This is a genomic window from Pseudacidovorax sp. (assembly GCF_017991995.1).
Lineage (GTDB): Bacteria > Pseudomonadota > Gammaproteobacteria > Burkholderiales > Burkholderiaceae_C > Xenophilus.
In genome coordinates, this window is record NZ_JAGOPN010000006.1 from 43,515 (window position 1) to 60,430 (window position 16,916).

At 69.7% G+C, this 16,916-nt stretch carries 16 protein-coding genes; 12 read left to right on the forward strand and 4 right to left on the reverse strand.

What is annotated here, in order from left to right; all coding sequences use genetic code 11:
• Nucleotides 1–9 precede the first annotated feature (9 nt).
• The 9 genes from KBC94_RS09800 to tolA are packed head-to-tail and all read left to right on the forward strand — an operon-like array spanning nucleotide 10 to nucleotide 6,802.
• The gene (locus tag KBC94_RS09800) at nucleotides 10–663 is read left to right on the forward strand and encodes a riboflavin synthase (RefSeq protein ID WP_294369354.1); all 654 of its coding nucleotides are present in this window, start codon (nucleotides 10–12) and stop codon (nucleotides 661–663) included.
• Complete coding sequence (gene ribBA, locus KBC94_RS09805) at nucleotides 660–1,805, forward strand: bifunctional 3,4-dihydroxy-2-butanone-4-phosphate synthase/GTP cyclohydrolase II (RefSeq protein ID WP_294369357.1); 1,146 nt, start codon at nucleotides 660–662, stop codon at nucleotides 1,803–1,805. The genes KBC94_RS09800 and ribBA overlap by 4 nt, the downstream gene beginning before the upstream one ends.
• 46 nt (nucleotides 1,806–1,851) lie before the next feature.
• Complete coding sequence (gene ribH, locus KBC94_RS09810) at nucleotides 1,852–2,325, forward strand: 6,7-dimethyl-8-ribityllumazine synthase (RefSeq protein WP_294369360.1); 474 nt, start codon at nucleotides 1,852–1,854, stop codon at nucleotides 2,323–2,325.
• Nucleotides 2,322–2,903, forward strand: a complete 582-nt coding sequence (nusB, locus tag KBC94_RS09815; protein WP_234192216.1) for a transcription antitermination factor NusB — start codon at nucleotides 2,322–2,324, stop codon at nucleotides 2,901–2,903. The genes ribH and nusB overlap by 4 nt, the downstream gene beginning before the upstream one ends.
• A gap of 14 nt (nucleotides 2,904–2,917) precedes the next feature.
• Nucleotides 2,918–4,141 carry a pyridoxal phosphate-dependent aminotransferase gene (locus KBC94_RS09820; RefSeq protein WP_294369866.1) on the forward strand — a complete coding sequence of 408 codons (1,224 nt, stop codon included), beginning with the start codon at nucleotides 2,918–2,920 and terminating at the stop codon, nucleotides 4,139–4,141.
• Nucleotides 4,138–4,584 (forward strand): tol-pal system-associated acyl-CoA thioesterase, encoded by a 447-nt coding sequence (ybgC, locus tag KBC94_RS09825; RefSeq protein WP_294369364.1) that lies wholly within the window; start codon nucleotides 4,138–4,140, stop codon nucleotides 4,582–4,584. Before KBC94_RS09820 ends, ybgC begins: the two co-directional genes overlap by 4 nt.
• Nucleotides 4,581–5,282 (forward strand): protein TolQ, encoded by a 702-nt coding sequence (gene tolQ / locus KBC94_RS09830; protein WP_294369367.1) that lies wholly within the window; start codon nucleotides 4,581–4,583, stop codon nucleotides 5,280–5,282. Before ybgC ends, tolQ begins: the two co-directional genes overlap by 4 nt.
• 19 nt (nucleotides 5,283–5,301) lie before the next feature.
• Nucleotides 5,302–5,742, forward strand: coding sequence for a biopolymer transporter ExbD (locus tag KBC94_RS09835; protein WP_234192219.1), 441 nt, complete (start codon nucleotides 5,302–5,304; stop codon nucleotides 5,740–5,742).
• Nucleotides 5,743–5,767: 25 nt separating this feature from the next.
• The gene (gene tolA, locus KBC94_RS09840; RefSeq protein ID WP_294369375.1) at nucleotides 5,768–6,802 is read left to right on the forward strand and encodes a cell envelope integrity protein TolA; all 1,035 of its coding nucleotides are present in this window, start codon (nucleotides 5,768–5,770) and stop codon (nucleotides 6,800–6,802) included.
• A gap of 18 nt (nucleotides 6,803–6,820) precedes the next feature.
• Here the strand turns inward: tolA and KBC94_RS09845 are convergent, their stop codons facing one another.
• From KBC94_RS09845 to dnaE, 3 genes are all read right to left on the reverse strand, one after another.
• Entirely contained in the window at nucleotides 6,821–7,960 is a 1,140-nt protein-coding gene (locus KBC94_RS09845; RefSeq protein WP_294369378.1) for a hypothetical protein, read from the reverse strand.
• The gene (gene pip, locus KBC94_RS09850; RefSeq protein WP_294369380.1) at nucleotides 7,960–8,922 is read right to left on the reverse strand and encodes a prolyl aminopeptidase; all 963 of its coding nucleotides are present in this window, start codon (nucleotides 8,920–8,922) and stop codon (nucleotides 7,960–7,962) included. Before pip ends, KBC94_RS09845 begins: the two co-directional genes overlap by 1 nt.
• A 92-nt stretch (nucleotides 8,923–9,014) precedes the next feature.
• Nucleotides 9,015–12,527 carry a DNA polymerase III subunit alpha gene (dnaE, locus tag KBC94_RS09855; RefSeq protein WP_294369383.1) on the reverse strand — a complete coding sequence of 1,171 codons (3,513 nt, stop codon included), beginning with the start codon at nucleotides 12,525–12,527 and terminating at the stop codon, nucleotides 9,015–9,017.
• Nucleotides 12,528–12,637: 110 nt separating this feature from the next.
• Here dnaE and KBC94_RS09860 point away from each other — a divergent pair, with 110 nt between their 5' ends.
• The 3 genes from KBC94_RS09860 to KBC94_RS09870 are packed head-to-tail and all read left to right on the forward strand — an operon-like array spanning nucleotide 12,638 to nucleotide 15,347.
• Nucleotides 12,638–12,805, forward strand: a complete 168-nt coding sequence (locus KBC94_RS09860; protein WP_294369387.1) for a DUF2256 domain-containing protein — start codon at nucleotides 12,638–12,640, stop codon at nucleotides 12,803–12,805.
• A gap of 2 nt (nucleotides 12,806–12,807) precedes the next feature.
• The gene (locus KBC94_RS09865) at nucleotides 12,808–14,349 is read left to right on the forward strand and encodes a cryptochrome/photolyase family protein (protein ID WP_294369868.1); all 1,542 of its coding nucleotides are present in this window, start codon (nucleotides 12,808–12,810) and stop codon (nucleotides 14,347–14,349) included.
• A 53-nt stretch (nucleotides 14,350–14,402) separates the two neighbouring features.
• Nucleotides 14,403–15,347 (forward strand): TIGR01777 family oxidoreductase, encoded by a 945-nt coding sequence (locus KBC94_RS09870; protein ID WP_294369389.1) that lies wholly within the window; start codon nucleotides 14,403–14,405, stop codon nucleotides 15,345–15,347.
• Between the two features lie 10 nt (nucleotides 15,348–15,357).
• Here the strand turns inward: KBC94_RS09870 and KBC94_RS09875 are convergent, their stop codons facing one another.
• Complete coding sequence (locus KBC94_RS09875) at nucleotides 15,358–16,860, reverse strand: DASS family sodium-coupled anion symporter (RefSeq protein WP_294369393.1); 1,503 nt, start codon at nucleotides 16,858–16,860, stop codon at nucleotides 15,358–15,360.
• Between the last annotated feature and the right edge of the window lie 56 nt (nucleotides 16,861–16,916).

Here is a 16,916-nt window from a genome sequence, read left to right on the forward strand (position 1 = left end):
TGGCGGGCTATGTTCACCGGCATCATCACCGGCATGGGGCGCATCGCCGCCGTCCATGACCTCGGAAGCTCCTCTCTTCACGGCAAGCGGCTGGACATCGAGGCGCCTGCCGGCTATCTGGACGACGTCGGCCTCGGCGACAGCATCGCCCTCAACGGCGCCTGCATGACGGTCACCTCGCTCGACCCGGCCGCCTCGCGCTTCACCATCGACATCTCCGCCGAATCGCTGGCCAAGACCGCTGGCCTCGGCCAGTCGGGCACCACCCTCAACCTCGAGAAGGCCCTGCGCCCGCAGGACCGGCTCGGCGGCCACATCGTCTCGGGCCACGTGGACGGCATCGGCCGCGTCAGCCGCTTCGAGTCGCAGGGCGAGAGCTGGAACCTGCGCATCCTGGCCCCCGCCGCGCTCGGCCGCTTCATGGCCTACAAGGGCTCGGTCACGGTCAACGGCGTGAGCCTGACGGTCAACACCGTCGAGGACCATGCCGAGGGCTGCGAGATCGGCATCAACCTCATCCCCCACACCGTCGAGCACACCACGCTGGGCCTGCTCAAGGCCGGCAGCCAGGTCAACCTGGAGATCGACACCGTGGCCCGTTACGTGGAGCGCATGCTGCAGGCCGGCACCGCAGTCTCCGGCACCTCCTCCCTCGCACCATGAGCGCTTCCATCAGTTCCCTGCCCATCGCGGCCGTCACGCCCGCGCCCATCTCGCCGGTCGAGGAGATCGTCGAGGAGATCCGCGCCGGCCGCATGGTCATCCTCGTGGACGAGGAAGACCGCGAGAACGAAGGCGACATCGTCATCGCCGCCGACCACATCACGCCCGAGAGCATCAACTTCATGGCCCGCCATGCGCGCGGCCTGATCTGCCTGACGCTGTCGCGCGAGATGTGCGAGCGCCTGAACCTGCCGCCCATGGTGGCGCGCAACGGCGCCAAGCATTCCACCGCCTTCACCGTCTCGATCGAGGCGGCCGAGGGCGTGACCACCGGCATCTCCGCCGCCGACCGCGCGCGCACCGTGCAGGCCGCCGTGGCGCCGGACGCCCGCGCGAGCGACCTGGTGCAGCCCGGCCACATCTTCCCGCTGCAGGCCGTCGACGGCGGCGTGCTGATGCGCGCCGGCCACACCGAAGCCGGCTCCGACCTCGCCCGCATGGCCGGCTGCTCGCCCGCGTCCGTCATCTGCGAGGTGATGAACGACGACGGCACCATGGCCCGCCTGCCCGACCTGCAGCGCTTCGCCGCCGAGCATGGGCTGAAGATCGGCACCATCGCCGCGCTGATCGAATACCGCAGCCGCCACGAGTCGCTGGTGCAGCGCGTCGGCAGCCGCGAGGTGCAGACGGCCCACGGCCCCTTCCAGCTGCATGCCTTCCGCGACCAGCCCAGCGGCGGCTTCCACCTGGCCCTGGTGCGTGGCGAATGGCAGGCGGACGAGGCCGTGCCGGTGCGCGTGCACGAGCCGCTGTCGGTGCTCGACCTGATCGAGCTGCACCGCCCCATGCACACCTGGAGCCTCGATGCGGCGCTCGCCCACATCGCCGGTGCCGGCAAGGGTGTGGCGGTGCTGCTGAACTGCGGCGAAAGCGCGGCCGACCTGCTGGCCCAGTTCGAAGGCACGGCGCGCCCCGCCCAGGCCCCCGAGCGCGGCCGCATGGACCTGCGCAGCTACGGCGTGGGCGTGCAGATCCTGCGCGAATGCGGCATCCAGAAGATGCTCCTGATGGGCAAGCCCCGCCGCATGCCCAGCCTGGTGGCGGGCTACGGCGTCGAGATTGCCGGCTACGTGACCAAATGACCCCGGAGCGGCACCGGCCGCTCCAACCCCATAAAAAAGAATCCTCATGCTCAACGCCAACAAGGGAGCGGTCGGCCCGCTCGACGGACGCGGCCTTCGCATCGGCATCGTCCAGGCCCGCTTCAACGAAGACATCACCAATGCGCTGGCCGAGGCCTGCCTGGCCGAGCTGGCCCGGCTGAACGTGCAGCCGGCCGACATCGAACATGTGCTCGTGCCCGGCGCGCTGGAAGTGCCGCTGGCCCTGCAGGCCATGGCGCACCGCGGCGGTTTCGATGCGCTGGTGGCGCTGGGCTGCATCATCCGCGGCGAGACCTACCACTTCGAGCTGGTGGCCAATGAATCCGGCGCCGGCGTCACGCGCGTGGGGCTGGACCACCGCCTGCCCATCGCCAACGCGATCCTCACCACCGAGGACCTGCCGCAGGCCATCGCCCGCCAGACCGACAAGGGCCGCGATGCGGCCACTGTCGCCGTGGAGATGGCCCGGCTGGTGCAGCGCATCGGAGGCCAGGCATGAGCAGCACCCAACCGCCCGAGGACGCCCCGCTGACCGGCACCGAACTGCCGGCCGAAGGCGAGGTCCGCCCGGTGGCTCCAGCGGCCGGCGCCAAGCCCGGCACCAAATCCAACGGCGTGCGCAAGGCTTCGGCCAAGTCGGCCCGCACGCGGGCGCGCGAATTCGCCGTGCAGGCGCTCTACCAGCATCTGGTGGGCCGCAACGACGCATCGGCCATCGACGCCTTCACCCGCGACCTCTCGGGCTTCCACAAGGCCGATTCGGCCCATTACGACGCCCTGCTGCACGGTTGCGTGAATGAGGCCGCCGAGCTGGACGCGCTGATCGTGCCGCTGCTGGACCGCAAGCTCGAAGAGATCTCGCCCATCGAGCATGCCGTGATGTGGATCGGTGCCTACGAATTCCGCCATTGCGCCGACGTGCCCTGGCGCGTGGTCATCAACGAATGCATCGAGCTCGCCAAGGAGTTCGGTGGCACCGACGGCCACAAGTACGTCAACGGCGTGCTGGGTGGCCTGGCGCCGCAGCTGCGCGCGCCCGAGGTCGAAGCCGACCGCGCCTCCGGCAAGGCGCGATGAGCATCGCCCCGCCCCTGCGCATTGCCCGCCGGGCCGAGCGCATCGAGCCCTTCTTCGTCATGGAAGTGGCCAAGGCCGCCAGCGCACTGGCGCGCGAGGCCGCCGCCGGCAGCCAGCCGATGCTCTACCTGAACATCGGCGAGCCCGACTTCACCGCACCGCCTCTGGTGCAGGAAGCCGCCGCCCGCGCCGTCTCGGCCGGCCGCACGCAGTACACACCCGCGGTGGGCATCGACGCGCTGCGCGAGCGCATCAGCGGCTGGTATGCCCAGCGCTTCGGCCTCGACGTGCCGGCGCGACGCATCGTGGTCACGGCCGGTGCCTCGGCCGCGCTGCAGCTGGCCTGCCTGGCGCTGATCGAGGCCGGCGACGAGATCCTCATGCCGGACCCGAGCTACCCCTGCAACCGGCATTTCGTGAGCGCCGCCGAGGGGCGCGCGGTGCTGCTGCCGACCACGGCGGAAGGCCGCTTCCAGCTCACGGCCGAGCAGGTGAAGGGCGCGTGGAACGAACGCACGCGCGGCGTGCTGCTGGCCTCGCCCTCCAACCCGACCGGCACGTCCATCCCGCTGGACGAACTGCGCCGCATCCACGAAGTGGTCAAGGCCCACAACGGCATCACGCTGGTGGACGAGATCTACCTGGGCCTGAGCTACGGCGCCGCCCTGGGCGACGCCGCCGAGGCCGATGCCCGCTTCGGCCACAGCGCACTCGCCATCGACGACAACGTCATCGGCATCAACAGCTTCAGCAAGTACTTCAGCATGACCGGCTGGCGCCTGGGCTGGCTGGTGGTACCCGAGGCGCTGGTGCCGGTGGTCGAGCGGCTGGCGCAGAACCTGTTCATCTGCGCCAGCGCCATCGCCCAGCAGGCGGCGCTGGCCTGCTTCGAGCCCGAGAGCATCGCCGAGTACGAACGCCGCCGCGCCGAGTTCAAGGCCCGCCGCGACTGGTTCATCCCACAGCTCGAATCGCTGGGCCTGCCTGTGCCGGTGGTGCCCGACGGCGCCTTCTATGCGTGGGCCGACTGCAGCGAATTCGCGCGCCATCTTGGCATTTCCGGCCCCGAGACAAGCTGGGACTTCACCTTCGAGCTGATGAAGCGCGCCCATGTCACCGTGGCACCAGGCCGTGACTTCGGCACCGACCAGACGGGCCGCTTCATCCGCTTTTCCACCGCCAACGCCCTGCCCCAGCTCGAAGAGGCGGTCACCCGCCTGCGCGCACTCGTCCGATGAACCGCTTCACCCACGACATCCGCGTCTACTGGGAAGACACCGACGCAGGCGGCATCGTCTTCTACGCCAACTATCTCAAGTTCATGGAGCGCGCCCGCACCGAGTGGCTGCGCGCCATGGGCGTTCAGCAGCAGCTGCTGCGCGACGAGACGGGCGGCATGTTCGTCGTCACCGACACCCAGGTGCGCTATCAGCGCCCGGCGCGACTCGACGACCTGCTGTGCGTCTCGGCCGAACTCAAGCACATGGGCCAGGCGTCCATCACGCTCTCACAGCAGGTGGTACTGGCCGCCGACCCCGCGTACAAGCTGGCCGAAGGCACCATCCGCATCGGCTGGGTCGAGGCGGCGACGCTGCGCCCGCTGCGCATGCCGGCCACGTTGCTGGGAACCCTCGAACGCCATCGCGCTCCATCCAACGCACAACCACACCGAAGAACATGAACCAGGATATGTCCATCGTTTCCCTCATCCTGCAGGCGAGCATCGTCGTGCAGTTCGTGATGGCGCTGCTGGCCTGCGTGTCGGTGGCCAGCTGGGCCGCCATCATCCGCAAGTTCTTCGCCCTGCGACGCATGCGTGCGCTCAACGACGAGTTCGAGCGCGAGTTCTGGTCGGGCTCCAGCCTGAACGAGCTCTACGCCGCTGCCGCGCAGAACGCCAAGCTGGCCGGCCCCATGGAGCGCATCTTCGCCTCCGGCATGCGCGAGTACCAGAAGCTGCGCGAGCGCCGGATCGGCGATGCCAGCACGCTGCTGGACGGCACCCGCCGCGCCATGCGCGCCAGCTTCCAGCGCGAGATGGACGCGGCCGAATCCAACCTGTCCTTCCTGGCCACCGTCGGCTCGGTCAGCCCCTACGTGGGCCTGTTCGGCACCGTGTGGGGCATCATGCATGCATTCACCGGCCTGTCGACCATGACGCAGGTGACGCTGTCCACCGTGGCCCCCGGCATCGCCGAGGCGCTGGTGGCGACGGCCATCGGCCTGTTCGCCGCCATCCCGGCGGTGGTCGGCTACAACCGCTTCGCCCGCGACATCGACAAGGTCGCGATCGCGCTGGAGACCTTCACCGAAGAGTTCTCCAACATCCTGCAGCGCAACCTGTCCACCGCGCCCGCCGCCACCGCGGCCGGTCACTGAACCGCACGGAGAGCCAAGCATGCCCGCCGTCGCCTCCCGCGGCCGAGGTCGCCGCACGATCAACGAGATCAACATGGTCCCGTTCATCGACGTGATGCTGGTGCTGCTGATCATCTTCATGGTCACGGCGCCGCTGATCACGCCGAGCGTCATCAACCTGCCCACGGTCGACAAGGCCAACCGCCAGCCCGACAAGCCCCTGGAAGTCACGATCAAGAGCGACGACGTGATCGAGTTCAAGAAGGACCCGAGCTCCGGCTCCTCCGGCCTGCAGGTGCCCATGAACCAGATCGGCCAGGCCGTGAAGGCCGCCCAGAACGGCGACGACCAGCGCCCCGTGGTCATCAGCGCCGACAAGTCGGTCAAGTACGAGACGGTGGTGAAGGCCATGAACCAGCTCAAGCGGGCCGGCATCGAACGCGTGGGCCTGTCGGTGCAGGCCACCGGCAGCGGCCGCTGAGCGGCCCCGCGAGGACCCCGCCCCGATGTCCCTGGCTTCCGAACGCTCAGAGTTCAATCCCCCACCGCAGCGCGGCACGGTGCGCGCCGTGGTGCTGGCCCTGCTCGCCCACGCGCTGCTGATCGCAGCCCTTACCTGGGGCGTACGCTGGAAGCGCGAAGGCGACGACGAGCCGGTCGAGGCCGAGATCTGGTCGTCTACCGTGCAGCAGGCACGGCAGAACGTGACGCCCACGCCACCGCCACCGCCGCCCCCGGCTCCGGCACCCACACCCGCACCACCGCCGCCGCCCCCTCCCCCCCCGCCGCCGGCCCCGGCGGTCGCGCCCACGCCACCACCGCCCAAGGCGCCAGACATCGCCCTGGAGCGTGAGCGCAAGCAGCGCGAATTGCAGGCGCAGCGCGAGGAGGAAGAGCGCCAAGCCGAGAAGAAACGCCAGCAGGACGCGCAGCGCAAGGCCGAGCAGGACCGCAAGGAACAGGAAGCCCGCAAGCGCGAGCAGGAAGAAGACCGCCGCCAGAAGGAACAGCAGCGCCTGGCCGATCAGAAGAAGCAGGAGCAGGCCGAGAAGGCAGCCGCCGACAAGGCCGCTGCACAGAAGGCTGCCGCGGCCGAGAAAGCTGCGGCCGACAAGCGCGCGAAGGACGCAGCCGCCGCACGCGCTGCCGCCCTGGAGAAGGAGCGGCAGGACAACATCCGGCGCATGCTGGGCCAGGCCAACGGCGGTGCCGATCAGTCCAGCGGGCCGCGTTCGGGCAAGGGCAATGGCAGCGGCGGTGTGTCCGCCGGCTACCTGGGCCGCGTGGCCGCGCTGATCAAGCGCAACGTGGTCTTCGACCCCAACTCGGTGGCCGGCAACCCGGCGGTCGAAATCCAGATCCAGACTTCGCCGGACGGCACCATCGTCGGCACGCCGCGCGTCACCAAGTCCAGCGGCAACCCGTCCTGGGACGATGCCGCGGTGCGCGCCGTCCAGCGCGCAGAGGTCATGCCGCGCGACACGGATGGCCGGGTGCCCTCCCCGTTCCCGATCATCGTGATGCGCCCCAAGGACTTCTGAGTTCGCGCGCTCGCCCGTTCAGCGGCGAGCGCGGCGCGACGACTTGGTCGTCGCCGCTTCCTCCCGCTCCCACACCCTTTCCTGCCGCAGCCATTCGCGTAGCGCGCCGGGCGCTTCCAGGGCTTGCAGCAGCTGCCGCAACCCCTTCTGCGCCGCGACGAGCGACTGCTTGCGCGCGCGCAGGTCCGCCTCGAAACGAGCGGCGGTGAGCGTGGGATGCGGCGGTAGCCCGAACGCTGCCGCCAGCCGCACCTGCTCGGCCCGCCATTGCGTTTGCAGATCGGTCAGTTGGCTTTCGAGCAGGCGGTTGTAGCGCGCGACGGCCTCATCGTTCATCTGGGCCAGGCGGCTGGATTCCGCACTCGCCAGCGCCTTCTGGATCTCCAGCAGTTCGAGCAGTTGGCCGGCCTCGTAGGCGCGGTTGGCGCGCTGCATGAGCCCCGTCTTGCGCTCGCGCTCGGCCGGGTTGGGCTCGCGATCGGGATGCAGCTGGCTGGCCAGGCGGCGGTAGACCTCGCGCAGCGGTACGGCCGTGTCGCGCGCTTCAGCCAGGGCCACACGCTCCTTGGCCTGGCGCGTGCGGCGGGCCCGGTGCGCGGCGCGGGCGGCCTCGGCCTGCTCGGCGGCGGCACGGGCGTGGGCTTCGGCGCGGTCGGCGAGCGTGACGGGGTCGTCGTCGGGCGGGGTGCCGGCGTCTGCCGTTGCGCCAACCTCGTCGTCGGATGGGCGCGCGCGACGGTCGGGCTCCACATCATCTGACCAGCCTTCGGATGCCTCGGGCGCGTAGTAGGCCCGCAAGCGCTGCATCGCCGCGCGCCGCGTCGCGTCCTCGGTCTCTTCGAGTTCACCCGCCAGTTGCGCGATCAGTCCATGCAGCCGCATGCGCTCGGGATGCGACAGGCGCTCGCCGCCGGAGGCCAGCGCATCGAGCCGCTCGACCAATTCCGCCCTTAGCGCGTCGTAGGCCTCGTGCAATGGCGCCACGTCGCGCGCGTACTGCACGCCCAAGCGCTCCGACAGCGCCTGCCACTCCGCCAGCCGCGCGCGGGCGGCCTCGATGTCGGCCAGCAGCTGCGCGAAGGCCGCACGCGGCGAGGCGTCCGACGCGGCCTCGGGTTTCGCCAGGTCCTGCCGACGTGCGACGTCTCCGCCCGCCATCAGCGCCGGTCCGCCAGGCGGTCCGTCTCGCGGATCAGCGCGTCGAGGATGCCGGGCTCGGAATAGGCATGCCCCGCGCCTTCGATCCGATGGAAGTTCGCGTCGGGCCAGGCCTGGTGCAGCGACCAGGCGTAGCGCATCGGGCAGGGCATGTCGTAGCGGCCATGGACGATGGCACCGGGAATGCCCTTCAGCCGGTGCGCATCGCGCAGCAGCTGGCCTTCCTCCAGCCAGGCGCCGTGCACGAAATAGTGGTTCTCGATGCGCGCGAAGGCCAGGGCGAAATGCGGGTCGCGGAAGGGCTCGCTGAAGGCGGCGTCGGGCAGCAGCGTGATGGTCTCGCCCTCCCAGATCGTCCAGGCCTGGGCGCAGGCCAGCCTGGCGGCTTCGTCGTCGCCCACGAGCCGGCGACGATAGGCCGCGATCATGTCGTGCCGCTCTTCCACTGGAATGGGTGCCTGGAAGCCCTCCCACTTGTCCGGAAACATCTCGGAGACGCCGAACTGGTAGTACCACTGCAGTTCGGCCTTCGTGACGGTGTAGACGCCGCGCAGCACCAGCGCGCTGACCCGCTGCGGGTGTGTCTCGGCATAGGCCAGCGCCAGTGTGGAGCCCCAGGAGCCGCCGAAGACCTGCCAGCGCGGCACGCCCACGATCTCCTCCCGCAGCCGCTCGATGTCGGCGACCAGGTGCCAGGTGGTGTTGGCCTCCAGGCTCGCGTGGGGCGTCGACTGGCCGCAGCCGCGCTGGTCGAAGAGCAGCACGTCGTAGCGCGCCGGATCGAACAGGCGGCGATGAGCGGGCGAAATGCCGCCGCCCGGACCGCCGTGCAGGAAGACCACCGGCGTGGCGCCGGGCGTGCCGCAGCGCTCCCAGTAGACGTGGTGCCCGTCACCCACGTCCAGCATGCCGGTGGCGTAGGGTTCGATGGCGGGATACAGCGTACGCAACACAGTGCTCATGGCGGAAGGAACTCCAGGATTGGCGGCCCCCGCCGCGCGCGGGCCGGAAAGGTGATCGGGCGGCGCGCGAGGACGCAGCGCGCGGCCGCCGCTCATGCCGATTCGTACACGATGGCCGCCTGCCCGGCCTCGGCCTGCGCCATCCAGCTGGCCAGCGCCGCATCGACCGGGAAGAAGCGCGCCGACTCGCCCAGCTGCAGCTCCACCTGCGCACCCGCGCGCTTGAGCGCCAGCCGTACCGGCAGGCCACGGTGCACCTCGCCCTGCTCCGTCGCCTCCACCCGCGCCGGATGGTCGCGCACGATGCGGGCGATGTCCGGCAGCTTGCCGTTGACGGCCACGCGCAGGTACTTGCCGAAGCGGCAGCGGGCGGTGGCGAGGTCCCACACCTGCTGCACGTTGAAGCGCGGCTCGAAGCCGCCCCGGCCCGGCTGCAGCCGGCCGCTCACGATCACCAGTTCGTCTTCCTTGAGCAGGTTGCGCGCGGCGTCCAGCACGGCCTCGTCGGCCACGGCCTCGATGGTGGCGCTCTTGTCGTCCAACGCGAAGATGGCCAGCCGGCCGCGCTGCCCGCTGATGACACGCAGGCCGCTCACGATGCCGGCGATCATCTGCGGCTCGCGGCTGTCGATCAGCTCGTCGATCTGCCGGCGCGCGAACTGGCGCACCTCGCGCGAGACCTCGTCGAACAGGTGGCCCGAGAGGTAGAAGCCGATGGCGGTCTTCTCGTGGGTCAGGCGCTCCTTCACGCCCCAGGGCGTGACCTCGGCCAGGGGCGGCGCCTCGGTGCTGCAGCCGGGGCCGCCGTCCATCATGTCGAACAGGCCACCCTGGTTGGCATTGGCCTCCTGCGCGGCGGCGTAGTCGAAGGCGCGGTCGAGCGAGGCGACCAGCGCCGCGCGGTCCGCGTGCAGGGTGTCGAAGGCGCCGGCCTTGATCAGCGCCTCGACGGTGCGCTTGTTCATGCGCTGGCGGTCCACGCGGGCGCAGAAGTCGAACAGGCTCTGGAAAGGCCCGCCCTCCTCGCGCGCCTTCACGATGGCCTCGATGGCCAACTGGCCGGTGCCCTTGACGGCGCCCAGGCCATAGCGGATGACCTTGTCGCTGACCGGCTCGAAGCGGTAGCGGCCGCGGTTGACGTCCGGCGGCTCGAAACTGATGCCGAAGTTCTTGACCGCGTCCTCGAACAGCACCTTGAGCTTGTCGGTGTTGTCCATTTCCACCGTCATGTTGGCGCAGTAGAACTCGGCGGTGTAATGGACCTTGAGCCAGCCGGTGTGGTACGCCAGCAGCGAGTAGGCGGCCGCGTGCGATTTGTTGAAGCCGTAGCCCGCGAACTTCTCCATCAGGTCGAAGATCTCGTCGGCTTTCTCCTGCGGGATGCCGTGGGTGGCGAGCGCACCGGCGCGGAACTTCTCACGGTGCTCGGCCATTTCCTCGGCCTTCTTCTTACCCATCGCGCGGCGCAGCAGGTCGGCACCGCCGAGCGAGTAGCCGCCCAGGATCTGCGCCGTCTGCATCACCTGCTCCTGGTAGACCATGATGCCGTAGGTCTCGGAGAGCATCTCGGCCACGGCCGGGTGCGGGTACTCCACCTCTTCGCGGCCATGCTTGCGGGCCACGAAGCTGGGGATCAGGTCCATCGGGCCCGGACGGTACAGCGCGTTCAGGGCGATCAGGTCCTCGAGCCGCGTCGGCCGCGCGTCGCGCAGCATGCCCTGCATGCCACGGGATTCGAACTGGAACACGGCCTCGGTCTTGCCCTCCTGGAACAGCCGGTAGGTCGGCTTGTCGTCCAGCGGGATGTTCTCGTAGGCAAAACCTTCCTGGCCCTTGTGGCGCTGCACGATGAACTCGCGCGCGATCTCCAGGATGGTGAGCGTCGCCAGGCCCAGGAAGTCGAACTTGACCAAGCCGATGGCCTCCACGTCGTCCTTGTCGTACTGGCTCACCGCCGACTCGCTGCCCGGCTGCTGGTAGAGCGGGCAGAAGTCGGTGAGCTTGCCCGGCGCGATCAGCACGCCACCCGCGTGCATGCCGATGTTGCGCGTCATGCCTTCGAGCTTCTGCGCCATCTCGACGACGGTCTTGACCTCTTCCTCCTTCTCGATGCGCTCGGCCAGCTGCGGCTCGGCGGCGATGGCGTACTTCTCCTTGTCGGCCTCGGACAGGTCCTTGGGCGGGTACTGCAGCGTGACCGGCTTGCCCGGCTTGTTGGGAATGAGCTTGCTGATGCCGTCGCAGAAGTTGTAGCTCATGTCCATCACGCGGCCCACGTCGCGGATGGCGGCGCGGGCGGCCATGGTGCCGAAGGTGGCGATCTGGCTCACCGCGTTGCGGCCGTACTTCTGCTTGACGTACTCGATGACGCGGTCGCGGTTGCCCTGACAGAAGTCGATGTCGAAGTCGGGCATGGACACCCGCTCCGGGTTCAGGAAGCGCTCGAACAGCAGGTTGTATTCGAGCGGGTCCAGGTCGGTGATCTTCAGCGCATAGGCCACCAGCGAGCCCGCACCCGAACCCCGACCGGGGCCCACCGGGCAGCCGTTGTTCTTGGCCCAGTTGATGAAGTCGCCCACGATCAGGAAGTAGCCCGGGAAGCCCATCTTGAGGATGGTGCCGATCTCGAACTCCAGCCGCTCCACATAGCGCGGGCGCTGCCTGTCGCGCTTGGCCGCGTCGGGGTACAGGTGCACGAGGCGCTCCTCCAGGCCCTCGAAGGAGGCCAGGCGGAAGAACTCCTCCATCGGCACGCCGCCCGGCGTCGGAAAGTCGGGCAGCCGCGGCTTGCCCAGCACCAGGGTGAGGTTGCAGCGGCGGGCGATCTCCACCGTGTTGGCGATGGCGCTGGGGATGTCGGCGAAGAGCGCGCACATCTGCTCAGCGCTCTTGAAATACTGCTCGCGGGTGAAGCGGCGCACCCGGCGCTGGTTGCCCAGGATCTCACCTTCGGAGATGCAGACGCGGGCCTCGTGGGCCTCGAATTCGTCCGGCTCCAGGAACTGCACCGGGTGCGTGGCCACCACCGGCAGCGACAGGCGCGCCGCCAGCTTGACGGCCGCGACCACGTGCGGCTCGTCCTCGGGCCGGCCGGCGCGCTGCAGTTCCAGGTAGAAGCGGTGCGGGAACATGCCGGCAAGGCGCAGCGCCACCTCGCGCGCACGCTCGTCGTTGCCGGTGGCCAGGGGTGCGCCCAGCGGGCCGGCCTGGGCGCCCGAGAGCAGGATCAGCCCGCCGTTGAGTTCCTCCAGCCAGGCCCATTTGGCCTTGGCCTGGCCTTCGCCGCGACCCACGTTCTGGGTCCAGCCGCGGGCCAGCAGCTCGCACAGGTTGAGGTAGCCCTCGCGGCTTTGCACCAGCAGAACGACGCGCGAGGGCGGCGCGTCGGCGTCCAGGCCTTCCATGGCCACTTCACAGCCCAGCAGCGGCTTGACGCCCTTGCCCCGGGCCTGCTTGTAGAACTTGACGCCGCCGAAGAGGTTGTTGAGGTCGGTGATGGCCAGGGCGGGCTGGCCGTCCTTGGCGGCTGCCTTGACGACTTCGTCGATGCGGGTGGTGCCGTCGACGACGGAAAACTCGGTGTGCAGGCGCAGATGAACGAACATTCGCGCGATTGTAAAAAGCCCCCCGGCCCGCAAGGTCGACAGTGATCGGGCCGGCCTTGAACTGCGTAATGCCAGAAAACCCGCTCCCCGCGAACCGTGCTGCACTTCCCATGACCGAGCCCCGAGGTTTCAAGGGCAACAAGGCCGCCCTGCCCGCCAAGCCCTGCGCCGTCTGCGGCCGGCCGATGACGTGGCGCAAGGCCTGGGCCCGCAACTGGGACGAGGTGCGCTACTGCTCCGAGGCCTGCCGGCGTCGCCGTGCGGAGGCGCCGCGGTGACGCTGCGCCACCTGGTGCTGGTACTGGGCGACCAGCTCGACCTGGCGGCCAGCGGCTTCGATGGCTTCGATCCGGCGCAGGACGCCGTCTGGATGGCCGAGGTGGACGACGAGGCCAGCCATGTCTGGTCCATCCAGCCGCGCATTGCCATCTTCCTGGCCGCCATGCGGCATTTCGCCCATGCGCTGGTCGAAGCCGGCCGTACGGTGCACTACACCCGCCTCGACGGGAAAGGCAATCGCGGCAGCATGGCGGCCGAGCTCGAACTGGCCATCCGCACGCACCGGCCGCAAGGGCTGGTGATGACTGCACCGGGCGAGCACCGGGTGCTCAAGGCGCTCCAGGCGGTGGCTGCCGCCGAAGGCGTGCCGCTGGAAATCCGCGAAGACCGGCATTTCTTCTGCACCGTCCGCGAATTCGCCGCCCATGCACGGGGCCGACGGCAATTGCGCATGGAGTTCTTCTACCGCGAGCAACGCCGCCGCCACGACGTGCTGATGGATGGCGACGAGCCCGTCGGCGGCCAGTGGAACTACGACGCAGAGAACCGCGCCTCATTCGGCAAGACCGGTCCGGGCTTGGTGCCGGCGGCGCCGGCCTTCGGACCTGACCCGCTCACCCAGGGCGTGCTCGACCTGGTGGCCGAGCGCTTCGCCGACCGGCCCGGAAAGCTTGCGAACTTCGCCTGGCCAGTCACCCGGGCGCAGGCCCGGGAAGCCCTGGACGACTTCGTCCGCCACCGCCTGGCCGATTTCGGCCACTGGCAGGACGCCATGTGGCCGGGCGAGCCGTGGCTCTGGCATTCGCGCCTGTCGGCTGCGATGAACCTCAAGCTGCTCCATCCGCGAGAAGTGGTCGAGGCCGTCGAGAAGGCGTACCGCGCAGGCCATGTGCCGCTGGCCAGCGCCGAGGGCTTCATCCGCCAGATCCTGGGCTGGCGCGAGTACGTGCGCGGCATCTACTGGACGCGCATGCCGCGCTACTTGGAACTCAACGCGCTCGGCGCCAGGGAGCCATTGCCCGGCTTCTACTGGACCGGTGACACGCCCATGGCCTGCCTGGCCGACGCCATTGGGCAGACGCTGGAACACGGCTATGCGCACCACATCCAGCGCCTCATGGTCACCGGCCTCTATGCGCTGCTGCTGGGCGTGGAGCCGCAGCAGGTCCACGCCTGGTACCTCGCGGTCTATGTCGATGCGGTGGAATGGGTGGAACTGCCCAACACGCTGGGCATGAGCCAGTTCGGCGACGGCGGCCTGATGGGCAGCAAGCCCTACGTGGCCACCGGCCGCTACATCGAACGCATGAGCGCCGGCAGCCTGTGCGGCCGCTGCCGCTTCAAGCCCGCCGAGCGGCTGGGCGACGAGGCCTGCCCCTTCACCACGCTGTACTGGGACTTCCTGGCCCGCCACGAGGAGCGCCTGGCGTCCAATCCGCGCATGACCGTGCAATTGCGCAACCTGCAGCGCCTGGATGCGGATGAACGCCGGCGCATCGCCGAACGTTCGGCCGCCATCCGGCGCGGCGAGGTCGGCGCATGATGCACACCCCCTCACCGCCCATGCCCACCGTGCTCCCACGAAGGCCGCCCGCCATGTCCCAGACCCTGCTCGTCACCGGCGCCACCGGCTTCGTGGGCCGCCATCTCGTCCGCCGGCTGCTGGCGGACGGCCATGCGGTCATCGCGCTCTCCCGCGATCCCGCGCGCGCCGGCCGGACCCTGGGGCCGCAGGTGCGGGTGGTCGGCCAGTTGTCCGACATCGCGGCCGACACCCCCATCGACGCCTGCATCCACCTGGCCGGCGCGCGGGTCATCGGCCCGCCCTGGACCCAGTCCCGGCGCGAGGAACTGATGCGCAGCCGGGCCGCGCCAGCCTCCCAGTTGCTGGCACTGATGCACCGGCTGGCGCGCCCGCCCCGCGCCCTGCTGGTGGCGTCGGCCATCGGCTGGTATGGCAAGGTGCAGACAGGCGCCGACCTGCCTTGCGACGAAAGCGCACCGCCGCAGCCCGGACAGTTCCAGTCCGACCTGTGCGCCGCCATCGAACGCGATGCGCAGCTCGCCGAGGCGCTGGGCGTGCGTGTGGTGCGTCTGCGCTTCGGCGTGGTGCTGGGCACCGACGGCGGCGCCTATCCGCCACAGGCCCTGGCGGCACGCCTGGGCCTGGGCGCGGTGCTGGGCGACGGCCGGCAGCCCTCGCCCTGGGTGCATGTGGACGATGTGGTGGGCCTGGCCTGCTTCGCCCTGGCACAAGAGACGATGGCCGGGCCGGTCAATGTCGTGGCGCCGCCGACGCCCACGCAGTCCGAATTCGTCCATGCGCTGGCGGCGTCCTACGGGCGGAAGGTGCGCCTGCGCGTTCCGGGGGTGGCCGTGCGCCTCGCCATGGGCGAGATGTCCGACCTGCTGCTGGCCGGCCGGAATGTGGTGCCTGCCGTGGCACAGCAGGCCGGCTATGCCTTTATCCATCCTTCGCTGGAGGCGGCCCTGGCCGCCTTGGCGGCCGAGTCGCGGCGCGCCTTGGCCGGCGCCCGCTGACGCCGGACGCTCACCAATAGCCCAGCACCTTCCACCACAGAAGCCCCACGGTCGCGAAGACCGCCAGTTCCACCACCGCCATCACCAGCCCCACGAACCACCAGCGGCCCATGCCCACGTAGCCGCTGCCAAAGACGATCGGCGAAGTACCGGTGGCGTAGTGGGTCAGGGTCATCATGATGCAGGAGGCCGCCGCCATCATGAGCAGGAAGGGCACGAGGTAGGCGCCAGGCACCAGGTGCGCGCCCACGCTCAGGAAGGCCAGCAGCATGGCACTGATGTGCGCCGTCGTGCTGGCAAAAAGGTAGTGCGAGAACAGGAAGACCAGCACCAGCACCGCCGCCGCGGGCAGCCAGCCCATGCCGCTGGACTCGATGCCACTGCGCAGGCCCGCCGAGAACCAGCCGATCACGCCGGCCTTGTTGAGCTCGCCCGCCAGCATCACCAGGGCGCCGAACCACACCAGCGTGTCCCAGGCGCTCTTCTCGGTCAGCACATCCTCCCAGTCCAGCGTGCCGGTGATCAGCAGCATGAACAGGCCGAGCAACGCCACCACCGTTGCATCCAGGCTGAAGGCCTTGCCCAGCAGCAGGGCCGGCACGTCGGCCCACAGCACCAGCAGCAGCGCGAAGGTGCCCAGCATGACCCACTCACGGCCCTGTAGCGGGCCCATGCGGGCCAGTTCGGCGCGCGCGAAGGTCACGGCATCGGGCGTGCGCGTCACCTCGGGCCGGGCCAGCACGTAGATCACCAGGGGCATCAGCGCCATGCATACCAGGCCGGGCAACAGCATGGCCAGCGCCCAGGTGCCCCAGCTCAGGTGGAAGGACTGGTTCGTCACCTTCGCCACGTAGTCGACCACCAGCGGATTGGGCGCCGTGGCCGTGACGAACATGGCCGAACTGATGGGGTTGGCGTGGTAGTTGACCAGCGCCAGGTAGGTGCCGACCTTGCCCTGCGTCTTCTGCTCCGGATCGGAGCCGAAGGCATGGGCGATGGACTTCATGATCGGGTGCACGATGCCGCCGCCCCGGGCGGTGTTGCTGGGCGTGAACGGCGCCAGGATCAGCTCACAGGCCGCCAGGCCGTAGCCGATGCCCAGGGTGCGCCGCCCGAGCAGCGAGATGAACCAGAAGCCGATGCGCGCGCCCAGCCCGGTCTTCTTGAGGCCGCGCGAGATCATCACCGAGACCACGATCAGCCAGATCAGCGGATTGCCGAAGCTGGCCAGCGCGTCGGTGATCGCCCCCTTGGACGAAGTGGCGGTGACCTGCGACAGCGCCACCACCATGATGGCCATCATCGCCATCACGCCGATGGGCATGACCTTGAGGATGATCGCCACGATGGTGGTCAGGAAGATGGCCACGAGTGCCCAGGCCTTGGGCGTGAGGCCGTCGGGCGTAGGCACGAGCAGAAGGCCGATCAGCACGGCGGTGGCGATGGTGGCCGGCACGATGCGGAAGGGCACCGCGCGGCGAAAGTGGTCGAGCATCCTGGAAATCATGGCCATGGCCGGGTCGTCGGGAACGTGCCCATCGTGCAGGCGCGCTGCCCGGGGAGCCTTGA

Bases quoted from the DNA above. Each gene is read 5' to 3' on its own strand.
- KBC94_RS09800 (WP_294369354.1), top strand. From the start codon at position 10: ATGTTCACCGGCATCATCACCGGCATGGGGCGCATCGCCGCCGTCCAT.
- ribBA (WP_294369357.1), top strand. From the start codon at position 660: ATGAGCGCTTCCATCAGTTCCCTGCCCATCGCGGCCGTCACGCCCGCG.
- ribH (WP_294369360.1), top strand. From the start codon at position 1,852: ATGCTCAACGCCAACAAGGGAGCGGTCGGCCCGCTCGACGGACGCGGC.
- nusB (WP_234192216.1), top strand. From the start codon at position 2,322: ATGAGCAGCACCCAACCGCCCGAGGACGCCCCGCTGACCGGCACCGAA.
- ybgC (WP_294369364.1), top strand. From the start codon at position 4,138: ATGAACCGCTTCACCCACGACATCCGCGTCTACTGGGAAGACACCGAC.
- tolQ (WP_294369367.1), top strand. From the start codon at position 4,581: ATGAACCAGGATATGTCCATCGTTTCCCTCATCCTGCAGGCGAGCATC.
- KBC94_RS09835 (WP_234192219.1), top strand. From the start codon at position 5,302: ATGCCCGCCGTCGCCTCCCGCGGCCGAGGTCGCCGCACGATCAACGAG.
- tolA (WP_294369375.1), top strand. From the start codon at position 5,768: ATGTCCCTGGCTTCCGAACGCTCAGAGTTCAATCCCCCACCGCAGCGC.
- KBC94_RS09845 (WP_294369378.1), bottom strand. From the start codon at position 7,960: ATGGCGGGCGGAGACGTCGCACGTCGGCAGGACCTGGCGAAACCCGAG.
- pip (WP_294369380.1), bottom strand. From the start codon at position 8,922: ATGAGCACTGTGTTGCGTACGCTGTATCCCGCCATCGAACCCTACGCC.
- dnaE (WP_294369383.1), bottom strand. From the start codon at position 12,527: ATGTTCGTTCATCTGCGCCTGCACACCGAGTTTTCCGTCGTCGACGGC.
- KBC94_RS09860 (WP_294369387.1), top strand. From the start codon at position 12,638: ATGACCGAGCCCCGAGGTTTCAAGGGCAACAAGGCCGCCCTGCCCGCC.
- KBC94_RS09870 (WP_294369389.1), top strand. From the start codon at position 14,403: ATGTCCCAGACCCTGCTCGTCACCGGCGCCACCGGCTTCGTGGGCCGC.
- KBC94_RS09875 (WP_294369393.1), bottom strand. From the start codon at position 16,860: ATGGCCATGATTTCCAGGATGCTCGACCACTTTCGCCGCGCGGTGCCC.